Raw genomic sequence first — 14,303 nt, 5'->3', positions numbered from 1 at the left:
TTCAAAGTGGACCGCGCGGCGCCCGCGCGCAAGGCGATCTCAAACCGGCAGCTCGATCTGTCGCGCACCCGGCACCAGCGCATTGATCCGGCGCAGATGCTCCGGCAGGCACCGGGTGAGAAAATCGTGGTGCTCCAGGATGTGGGCGCGCGCCGCCGGGCCCAGATGCGCAAAGGGACCGGGCTCCGCGACCACCTCGACGACTTGGTGCGCCAGCGCTTCCGGGTCATGGAAATCCACCAGCAGCCCGGTCTCGCCATGGGTGATCGCCTCGCGCACCGGCAGGACATCAGACGCCACAATGGTCGCCTGCATCGCCATCGCCTCCATCAGCGACCACGACAGCACGAAGGGCATCGTCAGATAGATATGACAGCGGCTCAGCTGCACGAGCCGCTGGAACTCCCGATAGGGGATCTGCCCCAGAAAATGCAGACGGCTCCAGTCGATGTCCTGGCCCACCTCCCGCTCCATCTCGGCGCGCAGGCCGCCGGGGGTCTGCGACTTGCCGCCATAAGACACCTCGTTGCCGCCGATGATCAGCACCCGGGCCTCAGGCCGCTCCCGCAGAATCCGCGGCAGCGCCCGCATCAGTACGTGGAAGCCGCGCGTCTTCTCCAGATTGCGCGCCACATAGGTGATCACCTCATCCGCGCGGGTCAACGGACGGTCCAGCCGCCCCAGCGACAGCGAGGCCTCCGGATCCGGCACCAGCCTGTCCGCGCGGATGCCGTCGTGACAGACATACATCCTGTCATGAAAGCTCGCCGGGAACCGGTCCCGCTGCCATAGTGTCGGGCACTGGCCCAGATCAACCGTCTCGATATTGGCCAGCGGCACCGCGTTGCGCGCCTGCATCAGGAAGGGCGCATGATCCGAAACGGGCTCTTCGGGGTCAAAACCCACCAGCCCGCCGTGTCGATTGTAGTAATACTCGAAATACCCGATGATCGGCACATCCGGCCAGACCTGCTTGAAGAAGGTCAACTCGCCCCAGCCCACATGACCGACAATGATGTCCGGTTTGAAGCCTTCGTCCCGTTCCAGCTTGCGCGCTGCCATGGCCGCTCCGAACCCGGCGCCCGTGGCCTCTTCCCAGACCCTCGACAGGCCATAGGCGTCCTTGCCGGGCACGTGGTGCGGCTTGTAGATCACCGTGCGCAGACCATCGAACTGCGGCGGCTTGCGGCGCTGGGTCAGGAAGGCGATCTCGTGATCGCCTGTCGCCAGCAACCACTGCACGATCTCGCGGTACTGGCCGGGCATGTTCTGGTGCACAAACAACAGCTTCATCTTCACTCACCACATTCATCCCGGCTGCGCCTCTCATAGCGGCACTCAGGCAGTCTTGGCAAACCCGACTAGCGGCCCTTCCACACCGGATCGCGCTTTTCCGCAAACGCCCGCGCGCCTTCCAGCTGATCGTCCGAGGCATAGAGCCGGTCCACCGTCTCAAGCTGCCGCTTCGTGATCCGGTTCATGCTGTCCTGAAACTTGGCGTCCTCCGCATCACGGACAATCTCCTTGATAGCGGCATAGACAAGCGGCGGCCCCGAGGCGAGCAGTTCGGCCAGCGCCCAGGCCCGCTCCATCAGCGCCTGCGCCGGCAGGATCTCGTTTACCAGCCCCCAGCGGTGCGCCTCTTCCACATCGAACCACCGCCCGGTGAGCAACAGCTCCATGGCGATGTGATAGGGGATGCGTTTGGGCAGCTTGACCGAAGCCGCATCCGCCACCGTGCCGGAGCGGATCTCGGGCAGCGCGAAGGTGGCGTGCTCGGCCGCGAGGATCATATCCGCGCTCAACGCCAGTTCCAGCCCGCCGCCACAGGCGATGCCGTTGACAGCCGCAATCACCGGCTTGTTCAGCCCGCGCAGCTCCTGCAGACCGCCGAAGCCGCCGACGCCATAGTCCCCATCCACCGCATCCCCGTCCGCCGCGGCCTTGAGGTCCCAGCCCGGACAGAAAAACTTCTCACCCGCCCCGGTCAGGATCGCGACCCGCAGCTCGGGATCGTCCCGAAACCCGGCAAAGACCTCACCCATCACCCGCGAGGTCTTCAGGTCAATCGCATTGGCCTTGGGCCGGTCGAGCGTCACCTGAAGGATCGCCCCCTTGCGTCTGGTCTTGATCGGCTCCATTCACGTCTCCTCTGGTTGACTGTCCCGGGCCACGAGCATCAGCGCATCCACCGCCACGGCCCGGGTCGGTGTGCAGATCAACGGGTTGATCTCAACCTCCCTGATCGCATCACCCTGCGCAATCACACAGTCCTGCAGCGCCATGACCGCGGCCACAATGGCATCCATATCCGCCGGCGGCTGGCCGCGATAGCCGGCCAGCAAGGGAAAGATGCGCAACCGCGCCAGTGCCGGCCGCACATCCTCCTTCGTGACAGGCAGGAGGAGAGAGGTTGTGTCCTGCCACAACTCGGTCAGCACACCGCCCGCCCCCAGGGTCAGTACCGCCCCATGGGCCGGATCCCGCGACACGCTGACGAGCAGCTCGGCCACGGCTCCTTCGACCATCTCCTCGACCAGATACGCCTCGGCGCCGATCGCGTCCGCCGCCGCGGCCAGCGCCCCCTGCGTGAGCCCTAGGCGCACGGCCCCCGCGTCGGATTTATGGGCCAGGCCCAAGCCTTTGAGCACCAGTGGCGCCGTCAGATCAGAGGCTGCCTCCGCTGCGGCATCGGCCAAAACCACATGCGGCGGTGTGCTCAGACCATGCGCGCTCAGAAGCGTCTTGGCCGCCGCTTCATCGATCATCCGGGTCTCCACGTCCGGGATCGGGGGCAGCGGCGGCGGAGGCGGCGGCGCGGCAGGCCGCGCCGCCGCCTCCGCCGCCGCCAACGCCTCGCGCAAACCACACAGCGGGATGACACCCGCCGCCATAAGCTCGGCCGCCACCGCCTCCGGCATCAACTCCGGCAAGGTGGCGACCACCGCCACGGGGCGCCGGCTTTCGCGATGCACCGCAATGGCCGCCTGCGTCGCACTGGCCCATTCGCTGGCATCCGTATGCGGATAGTCGATCACCAGCAGAAGCAATCCGATATGCCTCGCCGCCATGGGCCGCCAGGCCGCCGCCATCTTCGCCGCATCGCCCCAGATATAGGTGTGGTAATCCAGCGGATTCGACAGCGCGACCATCGGCCCGAGCACCCGCTCCAGAGCCGCACTCTGCCCCTCCGTCAGTGGCGGCAGGCGCAGATCGAAGGTCGCGGCCATATCCGCCGCGAGGCTCGCCTCTCCTCCGGAACAGCTCACGCAGGACAGCGCATTTGACGCCAAGCGCCCGGCGCAGTGCAAAAGTTTCAACGTTTCGAGAAAGCTCGGCAAATCATGCACCCGCACGATCCCAAGCCGGTTGAGCAAGGCCTCCGCGCCCGCATCGCTGCCCGCCAGCGATGCGGTGTGCGAGATCGTCGTGCGCTGTGCCTGCTCGGTGACCCCGACCTTGAGCGCGACCAGCGGCACACCCCGCTCATAGGCCTTGGAGGCCAGCGCAACCCACTCCGCGACATCGCGAAAGCCCTCGATGTGCAGCCCGATCACCGTCACCCGCGGATCGTCCAGCAACGCCTCGGCGATCTGCGCCTGGCGCATCTGCGCCATGTTTCCGCAGGTCACCACATAGGCCATGGGCAGTCCCCGGCGCTGCATGGTCAGGTTGATCGCGATGTTGGAGCTTTGGGTCAGAACGGCCACGCCACGCTCCACGCGCGCGCACCCATGCTGGTCCGGCCAGAGCAGCGCGCCGTCCAGCGCATTGACAAAACCATAGCAGTTCGGGCCGAGGATCGGCATCGTCCCCGCAGCATTGGTCAAGGCGGTCTGAAGGGCCGCTGCCGCCGCATCTTCGCCTTGCGCCTCGGAAAACCCGGATGCGAAACAGACAGCACCTCCCGCCCCTCTCTGCGACAACTCCGCCACCACCTCGACGGTCGCATGCCGGTTCACGCCGATGAAAGTCGCATCCGGTGCTGCTGGCAGATCACGCACAGAGGGCACCGCAGGCACACCCTCGACAGGCGTCGGATCGGGATGAACGCGCCAGACCTCCCCTTCAAAGCCGAGGCGGCGCAGCTGGCGCAGGGCCTGTTCGCACCAGCCACCGCCGCCCACCACGGCCACCGACTGCGGGCACAACAGCCGCGTCAGATCACGGCTCATGTGATCCTTCCCCGCCACTCGGTGTCACCCGCCCAGTGCGCGCAGCAGATCGCGGCTGATGATGTGGCGCTGGATCTCGCTGGTGCCGTCCCAGATCCGCTCCACCCGGGCATCGCGCCAGAACCGCTCCAGCGGATAATCATCCATCAGCCCCATCCCCCCGTGCACCTGGATCGCGGCATCGGTGACCCGCGCCAGCATCTCCGAGGCATAGAGCTTGGCACTGGCGATCTCGCGGTTCGCAGGCAGGCCTTGGTCCAGCCTGTCGGCGCTCGCCAGCGTGAGCAGATCCGCGGCGTCAATCTCGGTGATCATATCGGCCAGCTGGAAACTGACCCCTTGAAATTTTCCGATCTTTTGGCCGAATTGTTCGCGCTCAGCCGCGTAATTCAGTGCATAATCGAATACCCGTCGCGCGCGGCCCACAGACATCGCCGCGACCGTGATCCGCGTGGCGTAAAGCCAGGTGTTCATGACCTCAAACCCGCCGTCCACCTTGCCCAGAACCTGGGCATCGGGAAGTCGGCAGTCATCGAACTCCAGGATCATGTTCTTGTAGCCGCGGTGACTGACCGACTTGTACCCGTCGCGGATCGTGAAACCGGTCGTGCCGCGATCGACGAGGAATGCGGTGATCCGCTTTTTCGGTCCCTTGTCGGTCTGGTCCTCTCCGGTCGCGATGAAAACGATAATGAAATCCGCGTGCTCCGCGCCAGAGATGAAGTGCTTGGTCCCGTTCACCACCCAGTCACCGCCGTCCCGCACGGCCGCGCATTTCATCCCGCGCACGTCCGAGCCAGCCCCCGGCTCCGTCATGGCAAGCGCATCCATCTTCTCGCCCCGGACGGCTGGCATCAGGTACCGCTCCACCTGATCGCCCGCGCAGGCCATCAGGATGTTCTGCGGGCGCCCGAAGAAATGCGTCAGCGCCATGGACCCGCGGCCCAACTCGCGCTCCACCAACGCAAATTCCAGATGGTTCAGCCCCGCGCAGCCCACGCTTTGTGGGAAATTGCAGGCGTAAAACCCCAGATCCAATGTCTTGCGCTTGATGTCCTGCGCGAGATCGACAGGCACGTCACCGGTCCGCTCGACCAGCTCTTCATGCGGATAGATCTCTTTTTCGACAAAACTACGGACAGTCTCCGCAATCATCAGATTTTCATCAGTAAGCCCATATCTGACCATGAACATATCCTCACGGGAGTCCTCAAAGGACAAGCATCTACACAGTTGCACGCCATTCCGGACGTCCTGTGCATATCCACCACCAAGCTGGGCCGATGGCGCGGATCGCACGAAAACCTGTGAATAAGGCGTCGCAAAACGGCGAAAAGGACAAGTTTAGCGTCGCGGCGTCAGCCGACGTGTGCTGGTCCAGCGCTTCGCGTCGTCGACCGGCGCCCTCCAGACCTCAGCTCGCATAGCTGCTGCCTTCCTCATCAAGGATCGCTTTCAACTCCGCCAGATGCCGCGCATCCTGCTCCGGGTAGCTCTCCAGCTCCTGCGCCGTTTTCTCCGCCACCCCATCCGACAGCACGCGCAGAGGCCGGCCCGTCTGCAGCGCGAGAATATAGGTCATGCAGGCCCGCTCGAAGTAGTAGAGCCGGTTAAAGGTCTCCGCGACCGTCTCACCGATCACCATGACCCCATGGTTGCCCATGACCATGACTTTCTTCATCGGATCATCGAAGAGCTGCGCGCAACGCTCCCCCTCATCCTCGAAGGCCAGCCCGCCGTAGTCCTCGTCAATCACGACCCGGTTGAAGAAGGTGCAGGCGTTTTGATCCACCGGCGGCAGACGGCTGTCCGCCAAAGCCGCCAGCGCCGTGGCATAGGGCGAATGGACATGCATCGCACAGCGCGCGCGCGGGCAGTGCCGGTGCAGCCCGCCGTGCAGCCCCCAGGCCGTCGGATCCGGCGCATCCGGCCCCTCCATGCTCGCAGGATCATTGGCATCGACGATGATCAGATCCGACGCCCGGATGCGCGCAAAATGCATCTGGTTGGGGTTCATCAGGAACTGCGTGCCGTTGTCGTTGATCGCGAGGCTGAAGTGGTTTGCCACCGCCTCATGCATGTTCAGCCGCACGGTCCAGCGGAAAGCCGCGGCCAGATCCACACGCTCCTGCCAATGGTCCATGTTGGGACGCGTTTGAGTTTTGAGCATGGGGTCCTCCGCGATGGGCTATGCTCAAACTGAATCACGCCTGAAACCGACTGGCTAGCCAAAATGCGACAGCGGCCCCTATTCCAGCGGTCGGCTCGGCACCCAGGCATAGCCGTTATCACACAGGATATAAGCCTCGCGCAGCCCGTGCGGCTTGTCGGTGGGCGCCTGCAGGATCATCGCGCCTGCCGCCTCCGCCCGCGCCACGGCGGCCTCCGGGTCGGTGTCATAAAGCCGGATCTCGATGCCCGCCCCACGCGGCGGGGTCTCAGGCAGTAACCCCAACACAGGATTCGCCCCATAGGTCGCATCGCTGTGCAGCTGAAACACCTCCTCCCCATAGGCGAGGATCGCGAAGTCTTCGCTGAGCCGATGCACCCCCATCTCGAACACGCGCTCCAGAAACGCCGCCGTCACGCGCACGTCACGCACCAGCAGGTTCAGCCCGATCCCACGCAGGCTTTTGCCGAAATCCTCCGCTGATACGGTTTCATAGTCCATGAGCGCCGCTCCCCGCTTGAACATCCCAAAATCCCATGGCACCTAGGGACATGACGCAGACACCCTTCCCCTCATGGCCCGACACCGCTCCGCAGCTCATCGCCGTGGCGACCGGGCGCAGCGCTGCCGATACGGTCATTCGTGCAGGCAAATGGGTCAATGTCCATACCCGCGAAATCCTCGATGGCTACGACATCGCCATCGTCGCGGGCCGCATCGCCAGCGTGGTGCCGGATGCGGCGCATTGCATCGGGCCGGACACGCAGATCATCGAGGCCAGGGGCCGCTACATGATCCCCGGCCTCTGCGACGGGCATATGCACATCGAGAGCGGCATGCTCACCCCGGCGGAATTTGCCCGTGCCGTCATCCCCCATGGCACCACGTCGATGTTCACCGACCCCCACGAGATCGCCAATGTGCTGGGCCTCGACGGCGTGCGCATGATGCACGACGAGGCGCTGATGCAGCCGGTGAACATCTTCACCCAGATGCCCTCCTGCGCGCCCTCCGCGCCGGGGATGGAGACCACCGGCTACGAGATCACCCCCGAGGATGTGGCCGAGGCGATGACCTGGCCCGGCATCATCGGCTTGGGTGAGATGATGAACTTCCCCGGTGTCTCCAACGCCGACCCCAAGATGCTGGCCGAGATGGCCGCCACGCAACGCGCAGGCAAGACGGTCGGTGGGCACTATGCCTCGCCCGATCTGGGCCCGGCCTTCGCGGGCTATGTGGCGGGCGGCCCGGCGGACGATCACGAAGGCACCTGCGAGGCGGACGCCATTGCGCGCATGCGGCAGGGGATGCGATCGATGATCCGGCTGGGCTCGGCGTGGTATGATGTGGAAAGCCAGATCACCGCGGTGACCGAAAAGGGACTCGATCCGCGCAACATGATCCTGTGTACGGACGATTGCCACTCCGGCACGCTGGTCAACGACGGGCATATGAACCGGGTGGTACGTCACGCCATCGACTGCGGCTGCGACCCGTTGGTGGCGCTGCAGATGGCCACGGTCAATACGGCGACGCATTTCGGGCTGGAGCGCGAAATCGGCTCGCTCACCCCGGGCCGGCGCGCCGATGTGATCCTGACCTCGGACCTCGCGACCCTGCCCATCGAGACCGTGATCGCGCGCGGCCAGATCGTCGCCGAGAATGGTACCTGCCTTGTCGACTGCCCGCATTACAATTGGCCCGCGCCCGCCCGCCAGACCGTACATCTGGGAAAGACACTGGAAGCCGACGATTTCACCATCCCCGCGCCCAGTGGCGCCAACGCCGTGCGCGCCAACGTCATCGGCGTGGTGGAGAACCAGGCCCCCACCAAGGCGCTGCAATTCGAACTGCCGGTCACCGAAGGCCGCGTGCAGGCCACGGGCGATGTGGCCCAGATCGCACTGGTCGAACGCCACCGCGCGACCGGGCAGGTCACCAACGCCTTCGTCTCGGGCTTCGGCTACGAAGGCCCCATGGCGATGGCGTCGACCGTCGCGCACGACAGTCACCACATGATCGTCGTGGGAACCGACGCCGATCACATGGCAATGGCCGCGAACCGACTGGGCGAGGTCGGCGGCGGCATCGTGATCTTCCGGGACGGCGAAGAACTGGCGCTGGTGGAGCTGCCCATCGCGGGCCTCATGTCCGACCAGCCCGCCACGGAGGTTGCCGCCAAGGCCGATCAGATGATGGCCGCCATGCGCGCCTGCGGCTGCACCCTCAACAACGCTTACATGCAGCACTCCCTGCTCGCCCTCGTGGTCATCCCCGAGCTGCGGATCTCCGATCTCGGCCTCGTCGACGTACGCACATTCGACTTCATTCCCGTGGTGGAACCTCTCTCATGACCGATCTCCTGACCCCCAACGCCCCCGCCGCCGAAGAATTCATGGACGCCAAGGCCGCCGTCGCGCGGCTGGAAGAGCTCTACACCCAGGCGACCGAGTTCCTCTGCGCCCATTTCACCACCGCCATGTCCGACGGCGCACCGCAAGGCCGCATCCGCGCCTTCTACCCCGAAGTACTGTTCAAGACCTCCACCTTCGCGCAGGTGGACACGCGGCTCAGCTTCGGCCATGTCTCCGCGCCCGGCAGCTTCCGCGCGACGATCACCCGGCCCGACCTCTTCCGCAGTTACCTCACGCAACAGATCGGCCTGCTGCTCGAGAACCACGGCCAGCCGGTGATCATCGGGGCCTCCGATACGCCCATCCCGGTGCATTTCGCCGTCGCCAACGACAGCAGCATCACCGTGCCGCAGGAAGGTGCGGCGGAGTTCACCCTGCGCGACGTCTTCGACGTGCCGGACCTTTCCACCACCAACGACGACATCGTGAACGGGACCTATGTCTCGCCGGACGGCACCGGCCCGCTCGCCCCCTTCACCGCCCAGCGGGTGGATTATTCCCTCGCGCGGCTGGCGCATTACACCGCCACCGATCCTGCGCATTTCCAGAACCATGTGCTCTTCACGAACTACCAGTTCTACGTCTCGGAGTTCGAGGCCTACGCGCGGGCTCAGCTGGATGACCCGGCCTCGGGCTACACCGCCTTTGTCTCCACCGACAACGCGATCATCACCAAGGGCGACGCACCGCTCGCCGAGGCGATCAAGATCCCGCAGATGCCCACCTATCACCTCAAGCGCGAAGACGGCTCCGGCATCACGCTGGTGAACATCGGCGTCGGCCCCTCCAACGCCAAGACCGCCACCGACCACATCGCCGTGCTGCGCCCGCACGCCTGGCTCATGGTCGGCCACTGCGCGGGGCTGCGCAACTCCCAGGCGCTGGGGGACTTCGTGCTCGCCCACGCGTATTTGCGCGAAGACCACGTGCTCGACGACGACCTGCCGGTCTGGGTGCCGATCCCGGCGCTGGCCGAGATCCAGATCGCGCTGGAACAGGCCGTGGCCGAGGTGACGGCACTCGAAGGCTACGAGCTCAAGCGCATCATGCGCACGGGCACCGTGGCGACCATCGACAACCGCAACTGGGAGCTGCGCGACCAGTCCGGCCCGGTGCAGCGGCTCAGCCAGTCCCGCGCCGTCGCCCTCGACATGGAAAGTGCCACCATCGCCGCCAACGGCTACCGGTTCCGCGTCCCTTACGGCACGCTGCTGTGTGTCTCCGACAAGCCGCTGCACGGCGAGTTGAAGCTGCCCGGCATGGCCTCGGACTTCTATAAAACACAGGTCACACGGCATCTGCTGATCGGCATCCAGGCCATGGAACGGCTGCGCACCATGCCGCTGGAACGCATCCACAGCCGGAAATTGCGCTCCTTCGAAGAGACTGCCTTCCTCTGAGCGCCCGAAAACCCAAGAAAATAGGCTAATTTTGCATGTTTTTCCTTGCATTGCTCCACTAATCGTTGTGTTCATACACAACATCCGGGTAGATTTCGGTTATGAGGCCCAATCGTTCGGGCAGCGAAGGAGAACAAGAACATGGCGAAACCAATGACAAAGACCCAACTCGTCGCGGCTCTGGCCGACGAAATGGGATCCGACAAGAAATCCGCAGGCGCGGCGCTGGAAGCCGTTTGCAACCTGATCACGCGTGAGGTGTCCGGCGGCGGCGCCGTGACCCTGCCCGGCGTCGGCAAGATCTACTGCCGTGAGCGCCCGGAGCGTATGGTGCGCAACCCCGCCACCGGCGAGCAATTCAAGAAAGACGCGGACAAGGTGGTCAAGATGACCATCGCCAAAGCGCTCAAGGACAGCGTGAACGGCTAAGGCCACTCCGCTGTGACTGTTCAGGGTCGCCCGCGGGCGACCCTTTTTTTTGGCGCCTGCCGGTCACGAGGGCGCGAGCAGCCGCGCATGGGCCTCCGGCACGAAGGTCTGATCCGCCATTGGCGGGCGCACATAGCCGCGTTGCGGCGGGCGCGGCTCCAGGATGATCTCCTCGGCCTCGACATCCTCATAGGGAATGAGCGACAGCAGATGGCTGATGCAGTTCAGCCGCGCATGCTTCTTCACATCCGACTCCACCACATACCAGGGGCATTGCTTGATGTCGGTATGGGCGAACATGTCGTCCTTGGCCTTGGAGTAATCGACCCAGCGCTTGCGGCTTTCCAGATCCATCGGGCTCAGCTTCCAGCGCTTGGTCGGGTGGGTGCGGCGCTTCTGGAACCGGCGTTCCTGCTCCTCGTCGCTGACCGAGAACCAGTATTTGATCAGCCGAATGCCGGACCGGACGAGCATCCGCTCGAACTCCGGGCAGCTGCGCATGAACTCGCGGTATTCGTGCTCGGTGCAAAAGCCCATGACGCGCTCGACACCTGCGCGGTTGTACCACGAGCGGTCGAAGATGATGATCTCCCCCGCCGATGGCAGATGGGCGACGTAGCGCTGAAAGTACCATTGCGACGTCTCGCGCTCGGTGGGCGCGGGCAGAGCCACGACCTGGCAGATGCGCGGGTTCATGGCCTCGGTGATCCGCTTGATCGTGCCGCCCTTGCCGGCGGCGTCCCGGCCCTCGAAGACGATGGCGATCCGCTCACCGCTGTGCTTGACCCATTCCTGCAGCTTCACCAGTTCGATCTGCAACCGCGCAAGCTCCGCTTCATAAGCAGAATTGGAAATCTTCGTCATATTGGCCTCCCGTTCCGTCACCTCTGCAGCGCAGCCTAGCACAGCCTGCCGCGACGCGCGCGGCCTACCGCACCAAGCGTCCGGTCCCGAAAACCTGCCGCCGCGCCCTTCGCGTCACATCACCCGCAAAAGACGCTAGCTGCCGAGGCGTTGCGAGGCCAGAAGGCGCAGGGCAAGCCCCACGAAGACCACGCCCGCCACGCGGTTGATCACCACCTGCGCCTGTGGCCGCCGCGCCAGCCATGTCCCCAGCGACCCCGCGGCAATGGCCACTGCCGAGAAAACCAGCAGGGCACAGACCACGAAGGTCAGACCAAAGAGGAAAATCTGTGCCGTGACCGATCCGCGCGCGGGGTCCGCGAACTGCGGCAGGAAGGCCAGAAAGAAGATCGCCACCTTGGGGTTGGTCACATTCATCACCACCCCGCGCAGAAACAGCGCCCGTGGCGGCAGCGGCCCCCCTGCCGCGCCGATCTCGGTCGTCCCGGCGCGAAACGCCTTCCACGCGAGATAGAGCAGATACGCCGCACCCAGCAGCTTCAGCACGGTGAAGGCCAGCGCCGAGGTCTGGAAGATCACCGCCACACCCAGGGCCACCGCCGTGGTGTGCACCATCACCCCGACACAGAGGCCCAGAGTCACGATGACCCCCGCCATGCGCCCGTAAAGCGCCGATTGCGTCAGCACGAAGATATTGTCCGGCCCCGGCGCCATGGCCAGCGCGACGGAGGCCGTCACAAAGACCGCCAGCACATTTGGATCAATCAGCATCGCGCCTTGATGGCACCGATTTGTGCGGCCCACAAGCGCTTGCCCTTCTCCGGGATTTCCGGGATGGTCAGCCCCAGAACGGGACAGGACCTTCATGGACATGCGCGCGATACTGGCGGGGCTTGCCTTCGCTCTCATGTGGTCCTCGGCCTTCACCTCTGCGCGGATCATCGTGGCCGATGCCTCGCCGCTGGCCGCGCTGACCCTGCGCTATCTGATCTCCGGTCTGCTCGGTGTGATCATTGCCAAGGCGCTGGGGCAATCCTGGCATCTCACCCGCGCCCAGTGGCGCGCGACCATCGTCTTCGGCGTCCTGCAGAACGCGGTCTATCTCGGCCTCAACTTCGTTGCCATGCAGACCATCGAAGCCTCGGTCGCGGCGATCATCGCCTCCACCATGCCGCTGCTTGTGGCTCTGGCGGGTTGGCTGGTGCTGAAGGAGAGGCTGGCGCGGCTCAGCGTGGCAGGGCTGGTGGCCGGCATGCTCGGCGTCGGTCTGATCATGGGCACGCGGATCAGCGGCGGGGTGGATCTGGTGGGGCTCCTGCTCTGCGTGATCGGCGTGATCGCGCTGACCATCGCCACGCTGGCGGTGCGCGGGGCGACCTCGGGCGGGAACTTCCTGATGATCGTGGGGCTGCAGATGCTCGTGGGTTGCGCCACGCTGGCTCTGGCGACGGCGCTCTTCGAGACCCCGCGCCTCACCCCCAGTTGGCCGCTGCTCGCCGCCTTCACCTATACCACACTGATCCCAGGGCTCGCCGCGACCTTCGTGTGGTTCTGGCTGGTGAACCGTATCGGCGCCACCCGGGCTGCGACCTTCCACTTTCTCAACCCTTTCCTTGGGGTCGCCATCGCGGCCCTGCTGCTGGGCGAACAGCTCGGCCTGCTCGATCTTCTGGGTGTCGCGATCATTGCGCTCGGCATCCTCGCCGTGCAGCTTTCGCGACAAAAAGGGGCGTAAACGGACCGCGCGCAGGCGCTGTCATCAGGATAGCATCATGCGCAGCCCGCCCTGTCGGCCAGCTCACGGACCAGACCCTGATGACATCGCGCGACGCGCTCCAACCCTATGCCTTCGTACTGGTTCCCGGGTTCTCGCAGCTCGGCTTTGCCTGCGCACTGGAGGCGTTGAGCCTGGCCAACCGGCACCCGGGCGGCGGGCCCTACTACCGCTGGCGCGTGCTGAGCGAGACCGGCGCGCCCGTCCGCGCCTACAACGGCGTCACCACCGAGGTCGACGGCCCCCTGACCGAGTTGGAGCGCCACGAGACCATCGTCATCTGCGCTGGCGAGGACGTCGGCCAAAACACCTCCAAGACCCTGATCAACTGGCTGCGCCGCGAGGTGCGGCGCGGTATGGATTTCGGCGCACTCTCCTCGGGCACCTATGTGCTCGCGCTGGCCGGGCTGCTCTCCGGCAAGCGTGTGACGACCCATTGGGAGTACCGCGCGGCGCTGACCGAGATCCTACCCGATGTGATCATGGAGACGGCGATTTTCTCCATCGACGGGCGCGTCTTTACCACCGCGGGTGGTGCGGCCTCGATGGACATGATGCTTGAGCGGATCAAGGCCGAGCATGGCACCGAACTGGCCACCTGGGTCGCCGACCAGATGGTCTATACCGACCCGCGCCTGCCCGATCACGCCCAGCGCGCAACACTGCAAAGTCGGGTGCAGGTGCGCAACGGCAAGCTCGCGATGGCGCTGCAGATCATGGAAAACAACATCGAGGACCCGCTCACGCCGGACGAGATTTCCGGCATCGTGGAGCTCTCCACCCGCCAGCTGGAGCGGCTCTTTGCGAAATACATCGGCGTCTCGCCGAAACGGTACTACCTGCGGCTGCGGCTGGAAAAGGCGCGCGACCTTCTGCGCCAGACGGACCTGTCCGTGACGGACGTCTGCGTCGCCTGCGGGTTCAAATCCCTGTCGCACTTCTCCAAGAGTTACCGCGCCGCCTATGGCATCAGCCCCGGCCTGGAGGGCGGCAAGGCCCAGCTGGTCTGGCGCGGCGGCATGTAGATACATATCGACCAGCCGGACAGCCGGGTGTCGGGGCCATGTCCTCTGCCAC

General features: G+C 65.1%; 13 protein-coding genes. 5 read left to right on the top strand and 8 right to left on the bottom strand.

Annotated features, from left to right (window positions below; genetic code table 11):
* Positions 1 to 39: 39 nt before the first annotated feature.
* The 6 genes from Q1A71_RS06100 to Q1A71_RS06075 all read right to left on the bottom strand — a co-directional run bounded on the left by Q1A71_RS06100 (position 40) and on the right by Q1A71_RS06075 (position 6,846).
* On the bottom strand, positions 40 to 1,293 hold the full coding sequence (locus Q1A71_RS06100; RefSeq protein ID WP_299673057.1) for a glycosyltransferase family 4 protein: 1,254 nt from the start codon (positions 1,291 to 1,293) through the stop codon (positions 40 to 42).
* Between the two features lie 68 nt (positions 1,294 to 1,361).
* Positions 1,362 to 2,141: a carnitinyl-CoA dehydratase gene (locus tag Q1A71_RS06095; protein ID WP_299673054.1), complete on the bottom strand. Its 780-nt coding sequence runs from the start codon at positions 2,139 to 2,141 to the stop codon at positions 1,362 to 1,364.
* Entirely contained in the window at positions 2,142 to 4,175 is a 2,034-nt protein-coding gene (locus tag Q1A71_RS06090) for an acetate--CoA ligase family protein (protein WP_299673051.1), read from the bottom strand.
* A 24-nt stretch (positions 4,176 to 4,199) separates the two neighbouring features.
* Positions 4,200 to 5,363, bottom strand: a complete 1,164-nt coding sequence (locus tag Q1A71_RS06085) for an acyl-CoA dehydrogenase family protein (protein ID WP_299673048.1) — start codon at positions 5,361 to 5,363, stop codon at positions 4,200 to 4,202.
* Positions 5,364 to 5,589: 226 nt separating this feature from the next.
* Complete coding sequence (locus tag Q1A71_RS06080; protein WP_299673045.1) at positions 5,590 to 6,345, bottom strand: class II aldolase and adducin N-terminal domain-containing protein; 756 nt, start codon at positions 6,343 to 6,345, stop codon at positions 5,590 to 5,592.
* A gap of 78 nt (positions 6,346 to 6,423) precedes the next feature.
* Positions 6,424 to 6,846 carry a glyoxalase gene (locus Q1A71_RS06075; RefSeq protein ID WP_299673202.1) on the bottom strand — a complete coding sequence of 141 codons (423 nt, stop codon included), beginning with the start codon at positions 6,844 to 6,846 and terminating at the stop codon, positions 6,424 to 6,426.
* Positions 6,847 to 6,896: 50 nt separating this feature from the next.
* On the opposite strand from Q1A71_RS06075, the gene ade reads away from it, so the two are divergent.
* The 3 genes from ade (at position 6,897) to Q1A71_RS06060 (ending at position 10,588) form a co-directional block, all read left to right on the top strand.
* Positions 6,897 to 8,699 (top strand): adenine deaminase, encoded by a 1,803-nt coding sequence (gene ade / locus Q1A71_RS06070; protein ID WP_299673042.1) that lies wholly within the window; start codon positions 6,897 to 6,899, stop codon positions 8,697 to 8,699.
* Complete coding sequence (locus tag Q1A71_RS06065; protein WP_299673039.1) at positions 8,696 to 10,159, top strand: AMP nucleosidase; 1,464 nt, start codon at positions 8,696 to 8,698, stop codon at positions 10,157 to 10,159. The genes ade and Q1A71_RS06065 overlap by 4 nt, the downstream gene beginning before the upstream one ends.
* 141 nt (positions 10,160 to 10,300) lie before the next feature.
* Positions 10,301 to 10,588 (top strand): HU family DNA-binding protein, encoded by a 288-nt coding sequence (locus Q1A71_RS06060; RefSeq protein WP_263842166.1) that lies wholly within the window; start codon positions 10,301 to 10,303, stop codon positions 10,586 to 10,588.
* Between the two features lie 63 nt (positions 10,589 to 10,651).
* Here Q1A71_RS06060 and ppk2 read toward each other — a convergent pair whose 3' ends face one another.
* Together ppk2 and Q1A71_RS06050 are read right to left on the bottom strand one after the other, a co-directional pair.
* Positions 10,652 to 11,452, bottom strand: a complete 801-nt coding sequence (gene ppk2 / locus Q1A71_RS06055; protein ID WP_299673033.1) for a polyphosphate kinase 2 — start codon at positions 11,450 to 11,452, stop codon at positions 10,652 to 10,654.
* A gap of 135 nt (positions 11,453 to 11,587) precedes the next feature.
* On the bottom strand, positions 11,588 to 12,223 hold the full coding sequence (locus Q1A71_RS06050; RefSeq protein ID WP_299673030.1) for a LysE family translocator: 636 nt from the start codon (positions 12,221 to 12,223) through the stop codon (positions 11,588 to 11,590).
* Between the two features lie 94 nt (positions 12,224 to 12,317).
* Here Q1A71_RS06050 and Q1A71_RS06045 point away from each other — a divergent pair, with 94 nt between their 5' ends.
* Both Q1A71_RS06045 and Q1A71_RS06040 read left to right on the top strand, forming a co-directional pair.
* On the top strand, positions 12,318 to 13,187 hold the full coding sequence (locus tag Q1A71_RS06045; RefSeq protein WP_299673027.1) for a DMT family transporter: 870 nt from the start codon (positions 12,318 to 12,320) through the stop codon (positions 13,185 to 13,187).
* Between the two features lie 80 nt (positions 13,188 to 13,267).
* Positions 13,268 to 14,251, top strand: a complete 984-nt coding sequence (locus tag Q1A71_RS06040) for a GlxA family transcriptional regulator (RefSeq protein ID WP_299673024.1) — start codon at positions 13,268 to 13,270, stop codon at positions 14,249 to 14,251.
* The last annotated feature ends 52 nt before the right edge of the window (positions 14,252 to 14,303 follow it).

Origin of the sequence: uncultured Roseobacter sp. (genome assembly GCF_947493125.1) — a bacterium.
Lineage (GTDB): Bacteria > Pseudomonadota > Alphaproteobacteria > Rhodobacterales > Rhodobacteraceae > Roseobacter.
Note: the sequence above shows the minus strand (reverse complement) of the source record. Positions and strands in the feature narration are given on the sequence as shown.